This is a genomic window from Myxococcus sp. AM009 (assembly GCF_013372605.1).
GTDB classification, from domain to species: domain Bacteria; phylum Myxococcota; class Myxococcia; order Myxococcales; family Myxococcaceae; genus Myxococcus; species Myxococcus vastator.
In genome coordinates this window covers 35807-49465 of the sequence record NZ_JABXEP010000053.1, presented here as the reverse complement: position 1 = coordinate 49465, position 13659 = coordinate 35807, and the positions used below count along the sequence as shown (strand labels likewise).

Genomic DNA, 13659 nt, shown 5'->3' with positions numbered 1-13659 from the left:
GCTGACGGGCCCACCCATCCCCGTCCCGACCTGCAAGTCCACCCCGCAGACGAGCGCGACCACCATTCCCTGGAGCAGCAGCTCGGTTCCCGCGAAGACGCCCGCCGCGCAGCATCCGGCCCAGGGAACGCCTCCAAGCTCCCGCCGGAGCGCCGACGCCAGGTCATTCGCGTCATATTGGTCCGTGCAGAAGACCAAGGCGAAGGTGGGCGCGTCCGCGCCTCGCAGCGCCTCCGCGCTCGCCTCCCGGACGGCGACTTCGCCATCGGGCGAGCTGCTCTTTCCAATCCGCATCCGCATCCCACTGGAATCGATATCCACGCGCGTGCTGGCGTGCAGGTGGCGCTGGCTTCGTTCGGCCGAAGCGGGCGCCTTGTGGGCCTGCCTCGGTTGACACCCCCTCGTTCGCCCGGTTGTATCCGCGTGCTCATCGAGTCAATGCCGTGTGTGCTTGAAAAGGGGGACCTCGTGAGAAACGGAACCGTCATCTTCGCTCTGGCCGTCGTGATTTCCGTGGGGTGTGGCGATGCCGCGGACCCGGACCCCGGCGGGTGCCCCGAGACGGGCACGGGGACGTTGGAGTTGTCGATTGAGGGACTGCCGGCCTCCGCCAGCCCTCACGTCCTCCTCCGCCGAGGCAGTGAGTCCCGGGAGGTTCGCGCGGGTGGCCGGCTGGCGGGGCTCGCGGCGGGCATGTGGACGCTCTCCCCGGAGCCGGTGGCGGTGAGCGGCGGCCGGGTTCGCGCCGCCTATGATGCGCCGGCGCGCCAGCTCTGCGTCTTGGATGGAGAGGTGGCGAACGCGGCCCTCCAATACGCGCTCATCCCCAGCAGCCAGCGGCTGTGGCTGTCCACGAGCAATGGGGCGGCCGAGGTGGAGGCCTTCGCCGCCGTGGACCTGGAGACCACGGGCGCGCCGTCGGCCGCCGTCCAGCTCGGTTCGAGCCCGGGCATTCCCCGGGCTTCAGGGCTCGCGTTCGACAGGCGTGGCAACCTCTGGGTGGCGCTGGGGTCGGGGGAGCTGCGGCGCTACCCCGCCAGCGACCTGGGCGCGTCTGGCGTCAAGAGCCCCGATGTCATCATGCGCGGCGGCGTGTTGAGCGCTGGGAGCCCGGGCCCCATCGCCATTGCATTCGATGCCGCTGGCGACCTCTGGACCTCCATCGGGTTCAGCGACACCGTCATCCGGTTTGGCGCGGCCCAGCTTGTCTCCGGCACCGCTCCGGCGCCGCAGGTCGTGCTGAGCGGGCTGGGAGCCCCCTCCACGCTCGCGTTCGACGCCACGGGCAACCTCTGGGTGGGAGACGTGACGGCCGGGGCGTCCCGCGTCCACAAGGTGGCCGCATCGAGCCTCCAGGCGTCGGGCGCCGTGACGCCCGTTGTGAGCATCGACGTGATGGAAGCCTCTCCGGGCAGGAGCTTCGCGGGCCCCGCGGGGCTCGCCTTCGATGGGGAGCGGAACCTGTGGGTGTCCTATGGCGCGAGCGGCGTCGTCGTGCGGCTCACGCCCGCTGACCAGGAGGGCTCCGGCGCGGTGAGCGTCGTCCCGAGCATCCAGATTGACGCGGGCGGCCCCAAGGAAGTCGCCTTCGACGAAGGCGGGGGCCTGTGGATGGCCTACGACTCCGGGAGGATTTCCCGGCTGAGCCCGAGCCAGCTCAGCGTCTCTGGCGCGCCCACGCCTGACGTCGTCATCTCCAGCCCCGACCTGGGGGCCACGCATGGCGTCGCGGTGTATCCGGCCCCCGCGAACCTGCCCTTGTTTCACCGGCTGCCGTGACACGGCGCGGGGAGGGCAGGGGGCTCGGCAACTTCCCGCGCGGAATCGATTTGGGAGCTGACGTCAGTGTAGGGGACGCGACGGCGATGGGGATGCAGGGAGTCCGTATAGAAGTCCAAGACGCCGCGTCGTTGTTGCGGGAAGGCGACGTCTTCGTCATCACCGGGCTGGTGCTGCTTCCCCAAAGCCACTTCCAGGAACGCTTCGCGAGGCCCCGGGCTGAGGAGGGGCATCGGCGGCAGACGGTGCAGTCGCGGTGGGGCTACGCCCGTGTTTCGGGATGACGCACTGTTGTTGTAACTAAGCAACGATTGCCCCTGCCCAGACCAACGCAGCGCGGACGCAATGGAACAGCATGCGCCCCGACTTCCGGCGCCACTGGGCAAATCGATTTGGCGCGTGGCCCACCGACACCACTGGGACACCCTACGAGGGGCATCACGTTCAGGACCTCTGGCACGGAGGCAATCCCACCGACTGGGACAACATCATTCCGTTTCCGCAGGACCTGCACCAGCAACTCCCGTCCGCGTACAAGCAGTGTTACGCGAACAACCCACCGTGGACCAGGACCGGGGTGGACTATCCCAATGGAGAATGCCCTTCCATGAAGGACCTTCTCGCGGAGGTGTCGCGCCTCCACTTCCCGAACCCTCCTGCGACGCCCGAGCAAATTGAAGCGTTCGAGCACAGCGCAGGTTGGCGTCTGGACCCGGACTTGCGCGCCTTCTATCTGCACTGCAACGGTGCGCGCCTCTTTGACCGCATGGACCCTGCCTTCGCCTTCGCTCCGCTGGCGGAGCTTCGTCGTGCCCGGCTCGTCATGCGTAACGACGACAGCGAAGATGCCGGGCCCGCGTCTTGGTATGCCCTCTGCCGTGTGCGGGATAGCAACTTCATCCTGCTTGACGTGAGCGAGCAGCATGACGGCCGCTCCCCCCTTCGTGACGGCTACAACGAGGCGTTTCCAGACCCGGGCTACTGCCCCAAGATTGCCAGGTCGTTTCGGGAGTTCTTGATGGGGGCGCTCAGGTCGGAGGAGCGGTGGTTCTGGCTGTCAACCGAAGATTAGCTGTGGATGGGTCGGAAACCGCATGGCCTGGGCCAGCCGCGCCACGGCCGTCTTGAACTCGCGCCGCTCCACCTCCTGAGCGGCCCTGACAGACGGCTCTCGCCATGCGTGCCCAGTGGCATGCCAGCGACGAGGGTAGCAGGGCTGAGCGTCTTCCGTGCGCTTCGCTCATGACGCGCAACGAACCGTTGAGTGGCCGGGCGGGGGGCTTCCGTCCCCCGTTGCCAGGACGGTAGCGTTGCCCGCATGGCATCGGGCACCGTCTTGCTGCGACTGGGTGTGTTGGGAGGGCTGCTCGCGGGTTCCGGCTCGCAGGCGGCGGAGGCCACGGAGGCTCCCCGCGCCGAGGAGGCTCCCGAGGCCTACGAGTCCTCCTCCGTGCAGTGGCAGCTCCTGGTGGGCGGCCTCACCTCGCTGGACGGCTACGCCTCAACGGGCTACCAGGGATGGTTGCTCGGGGCCGGCTGGGAGTTTCCCCGGCTGCGCATCCGCTTCCAGTACCTGGCGGGCCTCCCGTCGAGCATGGTGGACACCCGCACCGAGGTGAAGCTGGAGCAGTATGTCTTCGGCTTCTGGCTGGACACGCCCGTGCTCCGCTCGGGTGAGTGGCGTTGGAGCGTGGGCGCGGGGGCGGGCTTCCTCCTCTTCGGCCGGACGGCTTTTGCCCGCGTGGGCGGGCTGGACACCGCGGGCCCCCGCTTCCTCCCCGCGTTCCTCACGGGGCCGGATACCTCCCTGCGCTGGCGCTTCTCCCGGTACCTCGCCGTGGAGGGCTCGCTGGCGATGGACGTCGCCTTCGGCCGCCCCCTCATCGGCTTCCAAGGTCCGCAGGGCTTCGAACCGCTCTATGAGGGCTGGGCCATCCGGCCACGGCTGAGCGTCGCGCTGATGGTCTTCCCGTGAAAGGTGGCCGTCCGATGAACAACCGTACTGACCTCGCATCGCACACGCTTCGCGGGCCCTTCCGGCACCTGCTCGTCCTGGCGCTGCTGGCCTGGAGCGGAGGCTGCGCCGTGGAGGACCCGATTGCACGACTGCGCGGCGCGGACAGTGGCACGGGCACCTTCTCCACCGACGACGAGGCCCTGCTCTTGGGTGAGGACAGCCTGGAGCTGGCGCTGCCGGATTGCGTGGAGGCCGAGCCAGCGGGGGACGCGGGCGTGGCCTGCGAGGACGCGGGGACGCCAGACGTTCCGTAGTCGCCTGGTGGCCAGCGTGGGTGGACCTCCCACGCGGTGGGACCCGACAGTGAATCGCACGCCCCGAGGTCCAGGAACTGGCGCGGCCGGAGTCTCGTGTCCATGTTGCGCGCGTCCATCCGGTGAACAGGAAGGTGCGCGTGTTCCAGCCAGCTCCTCGCGATGCGCGGGCCCAAGACGGGAGCTGGCCCGTGTTGCTGTGGGAGCCTGCTTCCACGCGGCCCCGCGCTGGGACGTCCCGGTCAGCGGAGAAGGCATCGACGCCCTGCGCCACGGCGCCCGTGGTGCTGGAGGTGCGCCCGCGGCTGCGCCCGGCGGATGGCGACGTGACGGTGGGCAGCGGCGCCGAGTGCGACATCGTCCTGGCCGAGCCCACGGTGTCCCGCCTGCATGCGCGCCTTCGTCGTGAGCCGCACACCGGGCTGTGGTGCGTGACGGACCTGGAGAGTGAGCGAGGGACGTACCAGGACGGGGTGCTCATCCTCCCGGGCCGCCCGGCGCCGCTGCTGTGCCGTTCCCGGCTCACGCTGGGGAACGTGGAGCTCCTGTTCCTCCGGACGTATGCCTTCGAGCAGTCCGTGCGCGCGTCCTCGCTGACGCCCCCGGTGCGCTTGACCCGCCGGAGGTGACCTCCTAGAAAGGGCGCGCCCTTGGGTGCCCATGCCGGGCTTTCAAGAGGGAAGCCGGTGTGAGTCCGGCGCGGTCCCGCCACTGTGAACGGGCAGCCCTGAGGTCAGGGCCGGGGGCTTCGGTTTGTCGCCACTCCAGCCGCGGCCGAGCGCCGCTCCGGGGGAAGGCGGAAGTCCTCTTCTGGCATGACGCAGCGTGCGCCAGCCGCCAGAGCCCGTCAGCCAGGAGACCTGCCCAGGGGTGCGGCCGAGCCTTTCGCGGGCCCGGGCGGTTGGCCTTCTCTCTTCGTCGGAGGGAGCGGAAGGCGGAGCATGCGGTGGAACTTCCTCGCCGGGCCTGTCGTGTGCCTGGCGCTCAGCCTTCCATGTCCCGCCGGGGCGCAGCCCTCCGAGGCCGAGCCCGCCCCCACGCGCACCACCGTGGTTCGCGGCAGGACACCGCCTCCGCCTGAGTCTCCAGAGCGGAGGGACCCGACGGGCGCCATCACCGTCATCGACGCGCGAGAGCGCGCGGGCGAGGCGCGCGACACGGCGGAGCTGCTCGTGGGCTCGGTGGGGCTCGCGGTGCAGGACTCCGGTGGCTACGGCCAGAGCAAGAGCCTGGTGGTGCGGGGCGCGTCATCCAACGGCGTGCTCGTGTTCCTGGATGGGATTCCGCTCAACGGCGCGGGCGGCCTGTCGGACCTGTCGCTCATCCCCTCCGCGCTGGTGGAGCGCTTCGAGGTGCTGCGAGGTGGCGCGGGCGCGCGCTATGGCTCCGGCGGCCTGGGCGGCGCCATCAACATCATCACTCGCGCGCCAGGGCCGAACCTGCGCACGAGCGGCGAGGTGACCTACGGGAGCTGGAACACGGCGCTGGGCCACGTCGCCGCCACGGGGCCGCTGCTGGGCGGGCAGGCGCTGCTGCTGGTGCACGCGGGCCGCTCGGATGGCGACTTCGCCTACGACGTGGACGACCTGCCCGCCGTGGACGGCAACCCCCAGGTCTCCGAGCGGCGTGCCCGCAACGACGCGCGGGGAGGGGGCGCGCTCCTGCGCTACCGGCGACGGCTGGCGGGAGGCTCGCGGCTGGATGCGCTCGCGGAGCTGTCCCTGGAGGACCGCGCCATTCCGGGCACCGTGCAGAATCCCCAGTCCACCGGAGACCAGGCGCTGGGGCGGCTGGCGCTGGGCCTCCGCTGGTCGGGCGTGCTCGACGGGCTGGGGCAGGGGAGCGCGCGAGGCTTCTTCCGGCGTGATGGCCTGGAGGTGACGGGGCGCATTCCCGGCGCGGGCGGCGCGCAGCGGCACTCGGTGGGCGGCGTGGAGCTGGAGGGCCGCGGGCCGCTGGGAGCGCGCCAGTCGCTGACCGTCACGGTGGCGACCTCGGGTGAGACGGTGACGCAGGAGGAGGGCGCGCAGGCCGCCTCGTGGTGGCGCGCCAGCGTCATGGCCATGGATGAGGTGCGGCTCTTCGGCGGCGCGCTGGACGTGGTGCCTTCGATGCGGTTGGAGCGGGTGGGGCCGTACTGGCTGCTGTCGCCGAAGCTGGGCGCCTCCGTCGAGCTGGGGCGCGGCTTCGGGCTGCGCGCCAACGCCGGTCAGTCCCACCGCGCGCCGTCCTTCCTGGAGCTGTACATCCGGCAGGGCACGCTGCTGCCCAACCCCGGATTGAAACCCGAGCGCGCCCTGTACGCGGACGCGGCGGTGAGGTGGCGCTCCGGCCCGGAAGACGGCGAGGACGCGGCGCCGCGCTGGGGCTTCACGCTGGGCGGCTTCGCGGCGCTGTATGAGAACCTCATCGCCTATGAGCTGTACCCGCCGCTGATGGCGCGCCCGTACAACTTCGACGCCGCGCGCGTGTGGGGCCTGGAGCTGGAGGGCGAGGCGCGGCCCCTTCCCTGGCTGCTGGCCAGCACGGGCTACACGTATCTGCGCACGGAGAACCGCTACGGGGACCCGCGCTTCTTCGGCAAGGACCTGCCGAACCGTCCCAGGCACAAGTGGGTGGGGCGGGTGCGCGCGGGGCCGGACTGGCTCAACGCCCGCGCGGAGGTGCTCTACCAGTCCGCGCAGCGCATCAACCGCACCGGCTCGCTCGACTTGCCCTCGCGCACGTGGGTGAGCGCGGGCGCGTCCAGCACCTTCCTTCACGGGCCGGACCTCACCCTGTCCGTCGAGCTGAAGAACCTCCTCGACGTCCGGACCTTCGACTTCACGGGCTTCCCGCTGCCGGGACGCGCCGTCTACGTGACGCTCGCGGTGGCGCTCGAGCCAGGCGCGTCACCGTCTTCCTCCTCTCCTCGGGAGCTCCATGACTCGCCCGCGTCCCCTGTCCCCTGAGCCGTCCCTTCCGACCTTGCTGCTGGCGGCCGTGGCGGCGCTGCTGCTCACCGGGTGCCCGGAGGAGGGCGCGGTGTGCACCTCCGGCCTGTCCGTCTGCGGCGAAGCTTGCGTGGACCTGGGCGGCGATGCCGCGAACTGCGGCGCCTGTGGCAACGCGTGCGGTGACGGGCAGACGTGTCAGGCCAGCGTCTGTGGCTGCCGCCCGGGGACGGAGTCCTGCGGTGGCGCGTGCGTGGCCACGGCGAGCGATGTCGCCCACTGCGGCGCCTGTGGCAACGCGTGCGCCGCAGGGCTCGTGTGCGAAGCCAGCGTGTGTCGCGAGGGCTGCTCAGAAGGCAGCTTGCGGTGCGGGGGCTCGTGCGTGGACGTGCGCGCGGACGTGCTCAACTGCGGCGCCTGCGGCAACGTGTGCCCGGACGTACAGACGTGTCACGAGGGCCGCTGCGGCTACGACGTGGTGGCGGCCTGCTACACCAACGGGCAGCTCGTGGGCATCCAGGCGGGGACGGACCAGCTCGGGCCTCGGCGTCAGTTCGGTTCGGGGGTGCAGACGCTCGCGTCCTGGGACGGCTACGTGCTGGCCGCGGACGCCACGGCGTCGAAGCTGCTCCAGGCGGCGGGCGGCGCGCTGGGGACGGTGGTGGAGGAGGACTCGCTGGGCGGGGTGTCGGGCTCGCCCAACGACATCCTGGTGGACCCGCCTTATGTCTACGTCGTGGACTCGGTGAACAACACCTTGCAGGTGCTCAAGCAAGAGGGCCCCTCCCAGGGCGCGGGGCTGGGGCTGCGCACCGTGACGCAGGTGAACCTGGGGGCGAACACCAGCCCGCAGGCGGTGGCGAAGTGGGGCACCACGCTGTACATCCCCTTGTTCGGCACGGGCGGCTCCATGTTCCAGTTTGGCAACGCCGTCGCGCGCGTGGACATCTCCAACCCCGAGCAGCCGCGCAAGGTGGACACGATTTCGCTCACCGGGCTGGACCTGAAGCCCTTCGACGGCGGCACGGTGTTGCCGCTGCCCTACTCCGTCGCGGCGACGGAGGCGGGGGTGTACGTGAGCCTCACCAACCTGAATCCCTACAACGGCTACAAGCCCAATGGCCCGGGCATGCTCGCGAAGATCGACCCCGCGAGCGGCGGCGTGAGCGCCATCGACCTGGGCGCGGCGGACTGCCTCAACGCGGGCTACGTGGAGGCCGTGGGTGACCAGCTCGTGGTGGCCTGCCTGGGCGAGGCCGAGTACGACGAGGCCAACGGGCACAGCGCCAGCGCCGTGCGCGCCTCCGGGTTGGTGCTGGTGAAGAACGACGCGCCCGTGGCGGCGTACGCGCTCACGGCGGGGTGTGCGCCCGGAGCGCCGGGCTGCAACCTCTCCGTGGCCAGCCGCTTCGCGGTGTCGGAGGGCGCGGTGTACCTGGCGGATACGAACGCGGGCCGCGTCTTCGTGGTGGCGGTGGAGGACGGGCGGTTGGTGGAGCGCCGCGGCTTCTCTTCGCCCCAGGCGCTGGGGCCCGCGCTGGAGGCGTGCCCCGTGGACCCGCGCCGGCCCGTGTCCAATGCCATTGACGTCACCGCCCTGCACTGAGGAAGCGCACGCCATGCCCATGAACCTGACTTCCACTTCGCGTCCCCGCTCGGGCACGTCCGTCCTGCTCGCCACGGTGCTGTGCCTGCTCTCCGGTACGGTGAGCGCGGCGGAGACCTCGAGGCTGAGGACGCTGGGACCGCCCGTGCCTTCCAAGGTGCGGCGCGTGGTGACGCTGGCGCCCTCGCTGTCGGCGATGGTGCTGTCCCTGGGCGCGGGGAGCACGCTGGTGGGCGTGTCCCGCTTCGACGAGGCGAAGGACGTGGCGAAGCTGCCCCGCGTGGGCGGCTTCACGGACCCTTCCGTGGAGGCGGTGATTGCGCTCAAGCCGGACCTCGTCCTGGTGCAGCCCGGGCCGGGCAACCAGCGTCCGGTGGAGAAGATGGCGGAGCTGGGCGTACCCGTGTTGCTCCTGCCGCTGCACTCCGTGGCGGACGTGCTCGCGGCCATGCGCGCGGTGGGGAAGGCGCTCGGACGGGAGAAGGCGGCGGAGGCGGTGGTGGTGGGCATCGAGGCCACGCGCGCGCGCATCCAGGAGGCGGCGAAGAAGCTGCCCGCGCCGCGGGTGCTGTTCGTCTATGGCTTCACGCCGCTCGTGGTGGCGGGGCCTGGCTCCTTCGCGGATGAGCTGCTCCGGGACGCGGGCGGCGTCAACGTGGCGGCGGACGCGGGCTCCGCGTACCCGGTGTACTCGGTGGAGCGCGTGGTGCGCGCCCGGGCCTCCGTGGTGGTGGATGCCGCGGACGTGGACGTGGGCAAGGACAAGCTGCGGGCACTGCCCGGCCTGTCCAGCGCGCGCTGGGTGGACCTGCCCTCCATGGCGCTGCTGCAGCCGGGACCTTCGCTGGGGCGGGGGCTGGAGGAGCTCTTCCGTTTGCTGCATCCGGAAGGAACGGGTAAGGCCGCGCCGTGAGCGAGCCGGCGACATCCCAGCGTGCACAGGGCGGAGCGGGAGGTTTTCGCGCCTCGCGCGCGGTGATGTTGTTCGGGGGCTTCCTCGTGGTGGCGGTGGGGTGCATGGCCGTGGCGGTGCGCTTCGGTGAGCAGTCCATCTCCCTCACCGCCGCGCTGACGGAGCCCACGTCCACGGATGCCGTCATCTTCTGGTCGCTGCGGCTGCCGCGCGCGCTGCTGGGGGCCATCGTGGGCGCGGGGCTGGCGGCCTCGGGCGCCACGCTCCAGGGGCTCTTGCGCAATCCGCTGGCGGACCCGTTCGTGCTCGGCGTGTCCGGCGGAGCGGCGATGGGGGCGACGCTGGCGCTCGCGGTGGGGCTCGGCACCGTGGGGGACGTGGCACCGGGCCTGGGCGGCGCCATGGCGCGGCTGTCCGCGCCCGCGCTCTTCTCCTTCCTGGGCGCGGGGGCCGCCATCCTCTTCGTCCTCTCCGCCAGCCGGGGCTCCGCGTCGCGCGCGCCCTATGCAGCGCTGCTCACCGGCGTGGTGTTCAACGCGTTCGCCTCTGCGGCCATCACCCTGGTGAAGACGCTGTCCGACCCCGACCGGCTGGGGGAAATCCTCTACTGGCTCGCCGGCGCGCTGGGGTACGAGCGCGGCGGTACGCTGGTGCTCTCCGCGCTGCTCCAGGCCGGCGCGATTGGCGTCATGTGGGTGCTCTCCGCACGGTTGAACCTGCTGTCGCTGGGGGACGATGACGCGGCGTCCCTCGGTGTGCCGGTGGCGGCGACGCGCCGCTGGCTGCTGCTGGCCACCAGCGCGAGCGTCGCGGGCGCGGTGGCGCTCACGGGGTTGATTGGCTTCGTGGGGCTCATCGTGCCGCACCTGCTGCGGCTGGCCTTCGGGCCGGACCAGCGGCTGCTGGTGCCCCTGTCGGCGCTGGGCGGCGCGGCCTTCCTCGTCCTGTCGGATTTGCTGGCGCGGCTGGCCTTCCCCTTGTTTGGGGCCGAGCCTCCCGTGGGCGTCGTCACCGCGCTGCTGGGCGGCCCGCTGTTCCTCGCGCTGCTGCGGCGGCGGGTGCGGCTGGGGGCCAGTCATTGACAATGGCTTGCACCCGCCATATCCCCGCCCGCGTCCTCGGTGTCGCCGTGATTCCACGGTGACTCAAGGGAACCCGGTGTGAATCCGGGACTGCCCCGCAGCGGTGAGCAGGAACGAACGCCGTCACGTGAAGCACTGGCCCGAAGCGGGCTGGGAAGCGACGGCAAGTAGGTGGGTGCTCCGTGCACCCGCGCCTGCGAGTCCGAAAACCTGCCGAAGACCCGTGCCTCTGGCACGGACATCACCGAGGCCTCCGAGGGGAGGCGGCGGGGGCGGTGCCGTCCGGCGCGTGTGATGTGCGCCGGGGCTCTGCCTTCGACCGTGTCCTCCTGGAAGCCCATCCGCCCGTGGGGGCGGAAGAGGGAGCGAGGACACCATGAAGTACGCCGATGTGAAGCGCGCGGGAGCCCGCACGAAGTCCCTGATGTTCGTCACGGCCAGCCTGGTGCTGGCGGTGACCACGGGCTGCGGCTCCGAATGCGTGGACGCCTTCGACTGCCGCAGTGAGAACGGCCCCGCGCCGGAGGGCCAGGCGTGGACGTGCGCCGCGGAGAAGTGTGAGACGCGGCCCATCCAGCAGGTCCCCGAGCCCGACGCGGGCACCGAGCCCGACGCGGGCACGGAGCCGGACGCTGGCACGGAGCCGGACGCGGGCACGGAGCCGGACGCTGGCACGGAGCCGGACGCGGGCACGGAGCAGACGTGTGAGACGGCGCCGCACGACCCCGTGCTCGGCACGCTCCAGCTCCAGACGGGCTTCGAGGCCACGGGCTCCGCGCCGCTGCCGGACGACGTGCTGGCGCTGGCCGCCTCGCCGGGCCCCACGTATACGGTCTACGCCGTGCGTGGCAGTGGCATGGGCATCGACGTCGGCATGTACTCGCTGGGCATCTGGCCCGACCTCCAGCCGGACGACACGAAGCTCTTCGACGTCGTCTCGCCCGCGGACCGCGCGGGGACGGCGACGGTGTTCTCGAACGGCTTCCTGGTGAACGACAGCCGGTATCTCTTCGCGGGCTACACCACGTCCGCGACGGGCGCGCTGGGCTCGGTGGCCGCGTATGACCTGGCGTCGCCCGCCGCGTCCTCCTACATCGATGCGCAGGCCAACTTCACCGCGGCCAGCTTCACCTCGGGGGAGGACTCCGTGCTGCTCGTCAACAGCGTGAGCCTGGGCAACGCGGGGGGCGGCCTGGGCGTCTTCGGCCTGGTGACCTCCGAGACCCCCTTCCAGACGGTGCGCCTGGCCAACTTCCCGGCGGGCGAAGCGGGCGCCAGTGGCTTCACGGCGGTGACGGACAATGGAATCGCGATGCTGGGCTTCTCCAGCAGCGTGGACTTCAGCAACAAGGCCCGCGTGGTGGCGCCGTCGGTGCTCGCGGCTGCGCTGCGCGGCGGAGCTCCCGTGGACCTGGGCACGCAGGCCGAGCTCGTGGTGGACAGCGACTTCAACGGGGCCTCCACCTTCGGTGAGGGCGTCGCCGTCAAGCGCGGCGGCTACAACGAGAACTGGCAGTTCGTCTCCACCGATGTGTCTCGCTACGCCCTGTCCCTGGGCATTGAGCCTGGCGCGGTCGTCATTGGCGAGCGCACGCCGGTGCTGTCGTTCGTGGACGCGTGCACCTCCGTGACGCAGCTGGCGCACCTGGGCTCGGACCTGCTGGTGGGCGTGGATGACAAGAACGGCCAGCGGCTGGTGCGCATCCAGGTGGCCCGGTGAGCCATCGCGGCCTCCAGCGCTTCGCCTGGGGCACGGCGCTCGCCGTGCTCCTGGGCGCCGCCGCGTGCGGTGACGCGTCCTCCAGCGTCGACGAAGACGCGGGAGCGCCGGATGGCTCCACGCCGCTGGAGCCCGATGCCGGACTGCCGCCCGAGGACCCCTACGCGGACGAGGTCGTCCTCTTCGAGCCGGGTGACAGCGCGGGCTTCGGGCAGGACCGCTTCCCGGACGTCGTGCTCGGGCCTCCTTCGGGGCTGGGGCCGGACAACGGCTCTCTGGACGTGCTCTCGCTGGGGCGGGGCGGCACCATCGTCCTGCGCTTCACCGACCTCGCGGTGGTGGATGGGCCGGGCGTGGACCTGCTCGTGTTCGAGAACACCTTCCTCGTCGCGGGCGGACCGGCCACGTACTCCGAGCGGGGCATCGTCTCCGTCAGCGACGACGGCGTCACCTGGTACGACTTCCCGTGCGCCACCACGGACGCCGCGGGCGGCTACCCAGGGTGCGCGGGCGTCGCCACCGTCCAGGCCAATCCGGCCAACGGCGTCAGCGCCACGGACCCCGCCGTGGCGGGGGGGGACGGGTTCGACTTGGCGACGGTGGGCCTGGAGCGCGCGCGGTACGTGCGCATCGTCGACGCGGGCAACAACCGCTACGGCGGCACCTCCGGGGGCTTCGACCTGGACGCCGTCGCGGTGGTGAACGGTGAGTCGCTTCGGAGCGGCACCCCGTGAAGCGGCTCCCGCCACGGCCATGTCCCCTGTCCATGACGGGGGAGGTGGATCGCCGCGCCGCGCTCGGCACGCTGCTCAAGGGCACCTGTGCCCTGGCGGCGCTCGGGGCGGGGTGCGGTGACGGGTGGCGGGAAGCCGTGGTGCTCGACCCTCCCGATTCGGGAGGGCCGGGCCCGTCCTGTGCGCCGCGGGCGTCCGAGGGCCCGCCCGGAGAGGACTGGGTGGAGGTTTCCTTGGTGGATCACCCCTCGCTGGAGGTCCCCGGCGGCGCCGCGGAGGTCCGTGTTCCCCAGGCGCTGCTGGACGTGGTGGTGGTCCACACGTCACCTGGCTGTTACGCGGCGCTCTGGCGCATCTGCACGCACGGTGATTGCGCCGTGGACTGGGTGCCGGCCGACGGCGTCATGGAGTGCCCCTGCCATGGCTCCCGCTTCAGCCAGGAGGGGCAGGTGCTGAATGGCCCGGCGTCCCGGCCGCTCGCGGCCTTCCCCGTGGTGAGGCAGGGCGCCTCCCTCTTCATCCACCGGCCCCGCTGAGCAGCCGCTCGAAGCAGCCGCACCGCAGGTGAAATGACGCGGTGCGGGGCGCCACGCCCTGGCGCCGGGTTGCGGAATACCCGCA

13 protein-coding genes and 2 riboswitches are annotated in these 13659 nt (G+C 71.6%); of the genes, 12 read left to right on the top strand and 1 reads right to left on the bottom strand.

The genetic code is table 11. The features are described 5' to 3' along the window. A partial coding sequence (locus tag HV824_RS15530; protein ID WP_303623422.1) for an FIST N-terminal domain-containing protein occupies positions 1–300 on the bottom strand: 300 nt, incomplete at its 3' end. Positions 301–468: 168 nt separating this feature from the next. On the opposite strand from HV824_RS15530, the gene HV824_RS15525 reads away from it, so the two are divergent. From HV824_RS15525 to HV824_RS15470, 12 genes are all read left to right on the top strand, one after another. Then, a complete protein-coding gene (locus tag HV824_RS15525; protein WP_176423620.1) occupies positions 469–1779 on the top strand; it encodes a hypothetical protein in 1311 nt (436 codons plus the stop codon). Between the two features lie 607 nt (positions 1780–2386). Next, positions 2387–2851: an SMI1/KNR4 family protein gene (locus tag HV824_RS15520; RefSeq protein WP_176423622.1), complete on the top strand. Its 465-nt coding sequence runs from the start codon at positions 2387–2389 to the stop codon at positions 2849–2851. A 246-nt stretch (positions 2852–3097) separates the two neighbouring features. After that, complete coding sequence (locus HV824_RS15515) at positions 3098–3754, top strand: hypothetical protein (RefSeq protein WP_217917428.1); 657 nt, start codon at positions 3098–3100, stop codon at positions 3752–3754. A gap of 14 nt (positions 3755–3768) precedes the next feature. After that, complete coding sequence (locus tag HV824_RS15510; RefSeq protein ID WP_176419743.1) at positions 3769–4050, top strand: hypothetical protein; 282 nt, start codon at positions 3769–3771, stop codon at positions 4048–4050. Positions 4051–4190: 140 nt separating this feature from the next. Beyond that, positions 4191–4679: an FHA domain-containing protein gene (locus HV824_RS15505; protein ID WP_368670994.1), complete on the top strand. Its 489-nt coding sequence runs from the start codon at positions 4191–4193 to the stop codon at positions 4677–4679. Between the two features lie 6 nt (positions 4680–4685). Further along, positions 4686–4933: riboswitch (cobalamin riboswitch) on the top strand. Between the two features lie 58 nt (positions 4934–4991). Then, a complete protein-coding gene (locus HV824_RS15500; RefSeq protein ID WP_176423619.1) occupies positions 4992–7001 on the top strand; it encodes a TonB-dependent siderophore receptor in 2010 nt (669 codons plus the stop codon). After that, a complete protein-coding gene (locus HV824_RS15495) occupies positions 6973–8589 on the top strand; it encodes an MXAN_6577-like cysteine-rich protein (protein ID WP_176423618.1) in 1617 nt (538 codons plus the stop codon). The genes HV824_RS15500 and HV824_RS15495 overlap by 29 nt, the downstream gene beginning before the upstream one ends. Positions 8590–8608: 19 nt before the next feature. Continuing rightward, complete coding sequence (locus HV824_RS15490; protein ID WP_255208064.1) at positions 8609–9502, top strand: ABC transporter substrate-binding protein; 894 nt, start codon at positions 8609–8611, stop codon at positions 9500–9502. Further along, positions 9499–10584, top strand: a complete 1086-nt coding sequence (locus tag HV824_RS15485; protein ID WP_176423616.1) for an iron ABC transporter permease — start codon at positions 9499–9501, stop codon at positions 10582–10584. Before HV824_RS15490 ends, HV824_RS15485 begins: the two co-directional genes overlap by 4 nt. Positions 10585–10604: 20 nt before the next feature. After that, positions 10605–10817: riboswitch (cobalamin riboswitch) on the top strand. A 143-nt stretch (positions 10818–10960) separates the two neighbouring features. Further along, positions 10961–12304 (top strand): hypothetical protein, encoded by a 1344-nt coding sequence (locus HV824_RS15480; protein WP_176423615.1) that lies wholly within the window; start codon positions 10961–10963, stop codon positions 12302–12304. Then, complete coding sequence (locus HV824_RS15475) at positions 12301–13038, top strand: cell surface protein (protein ID WP_176423614.1); 738 nt, start codon at positions 12301–12303, stop codon at positions 13036–13038. The genes HV824_RS15480 and HV824_RS15475 overlap by 4 nt, the downstream gene beginning before the upstream one ends. A 32-nt stretch (positions 13039–13070) precedes the next feature. Continuing rightward, positions 13071–13574 carry a ubiquinol-cytochrome c reductase iron-sulfur subunit gene (locus HV824_RS15470; RefSeq protein ID WP_176423621.1) on the top strand — a complete coding sequence of 168 codons (504 nt, stop codon included), beginning with the start codon at positions 13071–13073 and terminating at the stop codon, positions 13572–13574. Positions 13575–13659: the final 85 nt, after the last annotated feature.

What these genes read in the sequence shown, in the direction of transcription:
- HV824_RS15510 (WP_176419743.1), top strand. Translation starts at nt 3,769, where the DNA reads ATGAACAACCGTACTGACCTCGCATCGCACACGCTTCGCGGGCCCTTC.
- HV824_RS15515 (WP_217917428.1), top strand. Translation starts at nt 3,098, where the DNA reads ATGGCATCGGGCACCGTCTTGCTGCGACTGGGTGTGTTGGGAGGGCTG.
- HV824_RS15500 (WP_176423619.1), top strand. Translation starts at nt 4,992, where the DNA reads ATGCGGTGGAACTTCCTCGCCGGGCCTGTCGTGTGCCTGGCGCTCAGC.
- HV824_RS15490 (WP_255208064.1), top strand. Translation starts at nt 8,609, where the DNA reads ATGAACCTGACTTCCACTTCGCGTCCCCGCTCGGGCACGTCCGTCCTG.
- HV824_RS15520 (WP_176423622.1), top strand. Translation starts at nt 2,387, where the DNA reads ATGAAGGACCTTCTCGCGGAGGTGTCGCGCCTCCACTTCCCGAACCCT.
- HV824_RS15495 (WP_176423618.1), top strand. Translation starts at nt 6,973, where the DNA reads ATGACTCGCCCGCGTCCCCTGTCCCCTGAGCCGTCCCTTCCGACCTTG.
- HV824_RS15470 (WP_176423621.1), top strand. Translation starts at nt 13,071, where the DNA reads ATGACGGGGGAGGTGGATCGCCGCGCCGCGCTCGGCACGCTGCTCAAG.
- HV824_RS15480 (WP_176423615.1), top strand. Translation starts at nt 10,961, where the DNA reads ATGAAGTACGCCGATGTGAAGCGCGCGGGAGCCCGCACGAAGTCCCTG.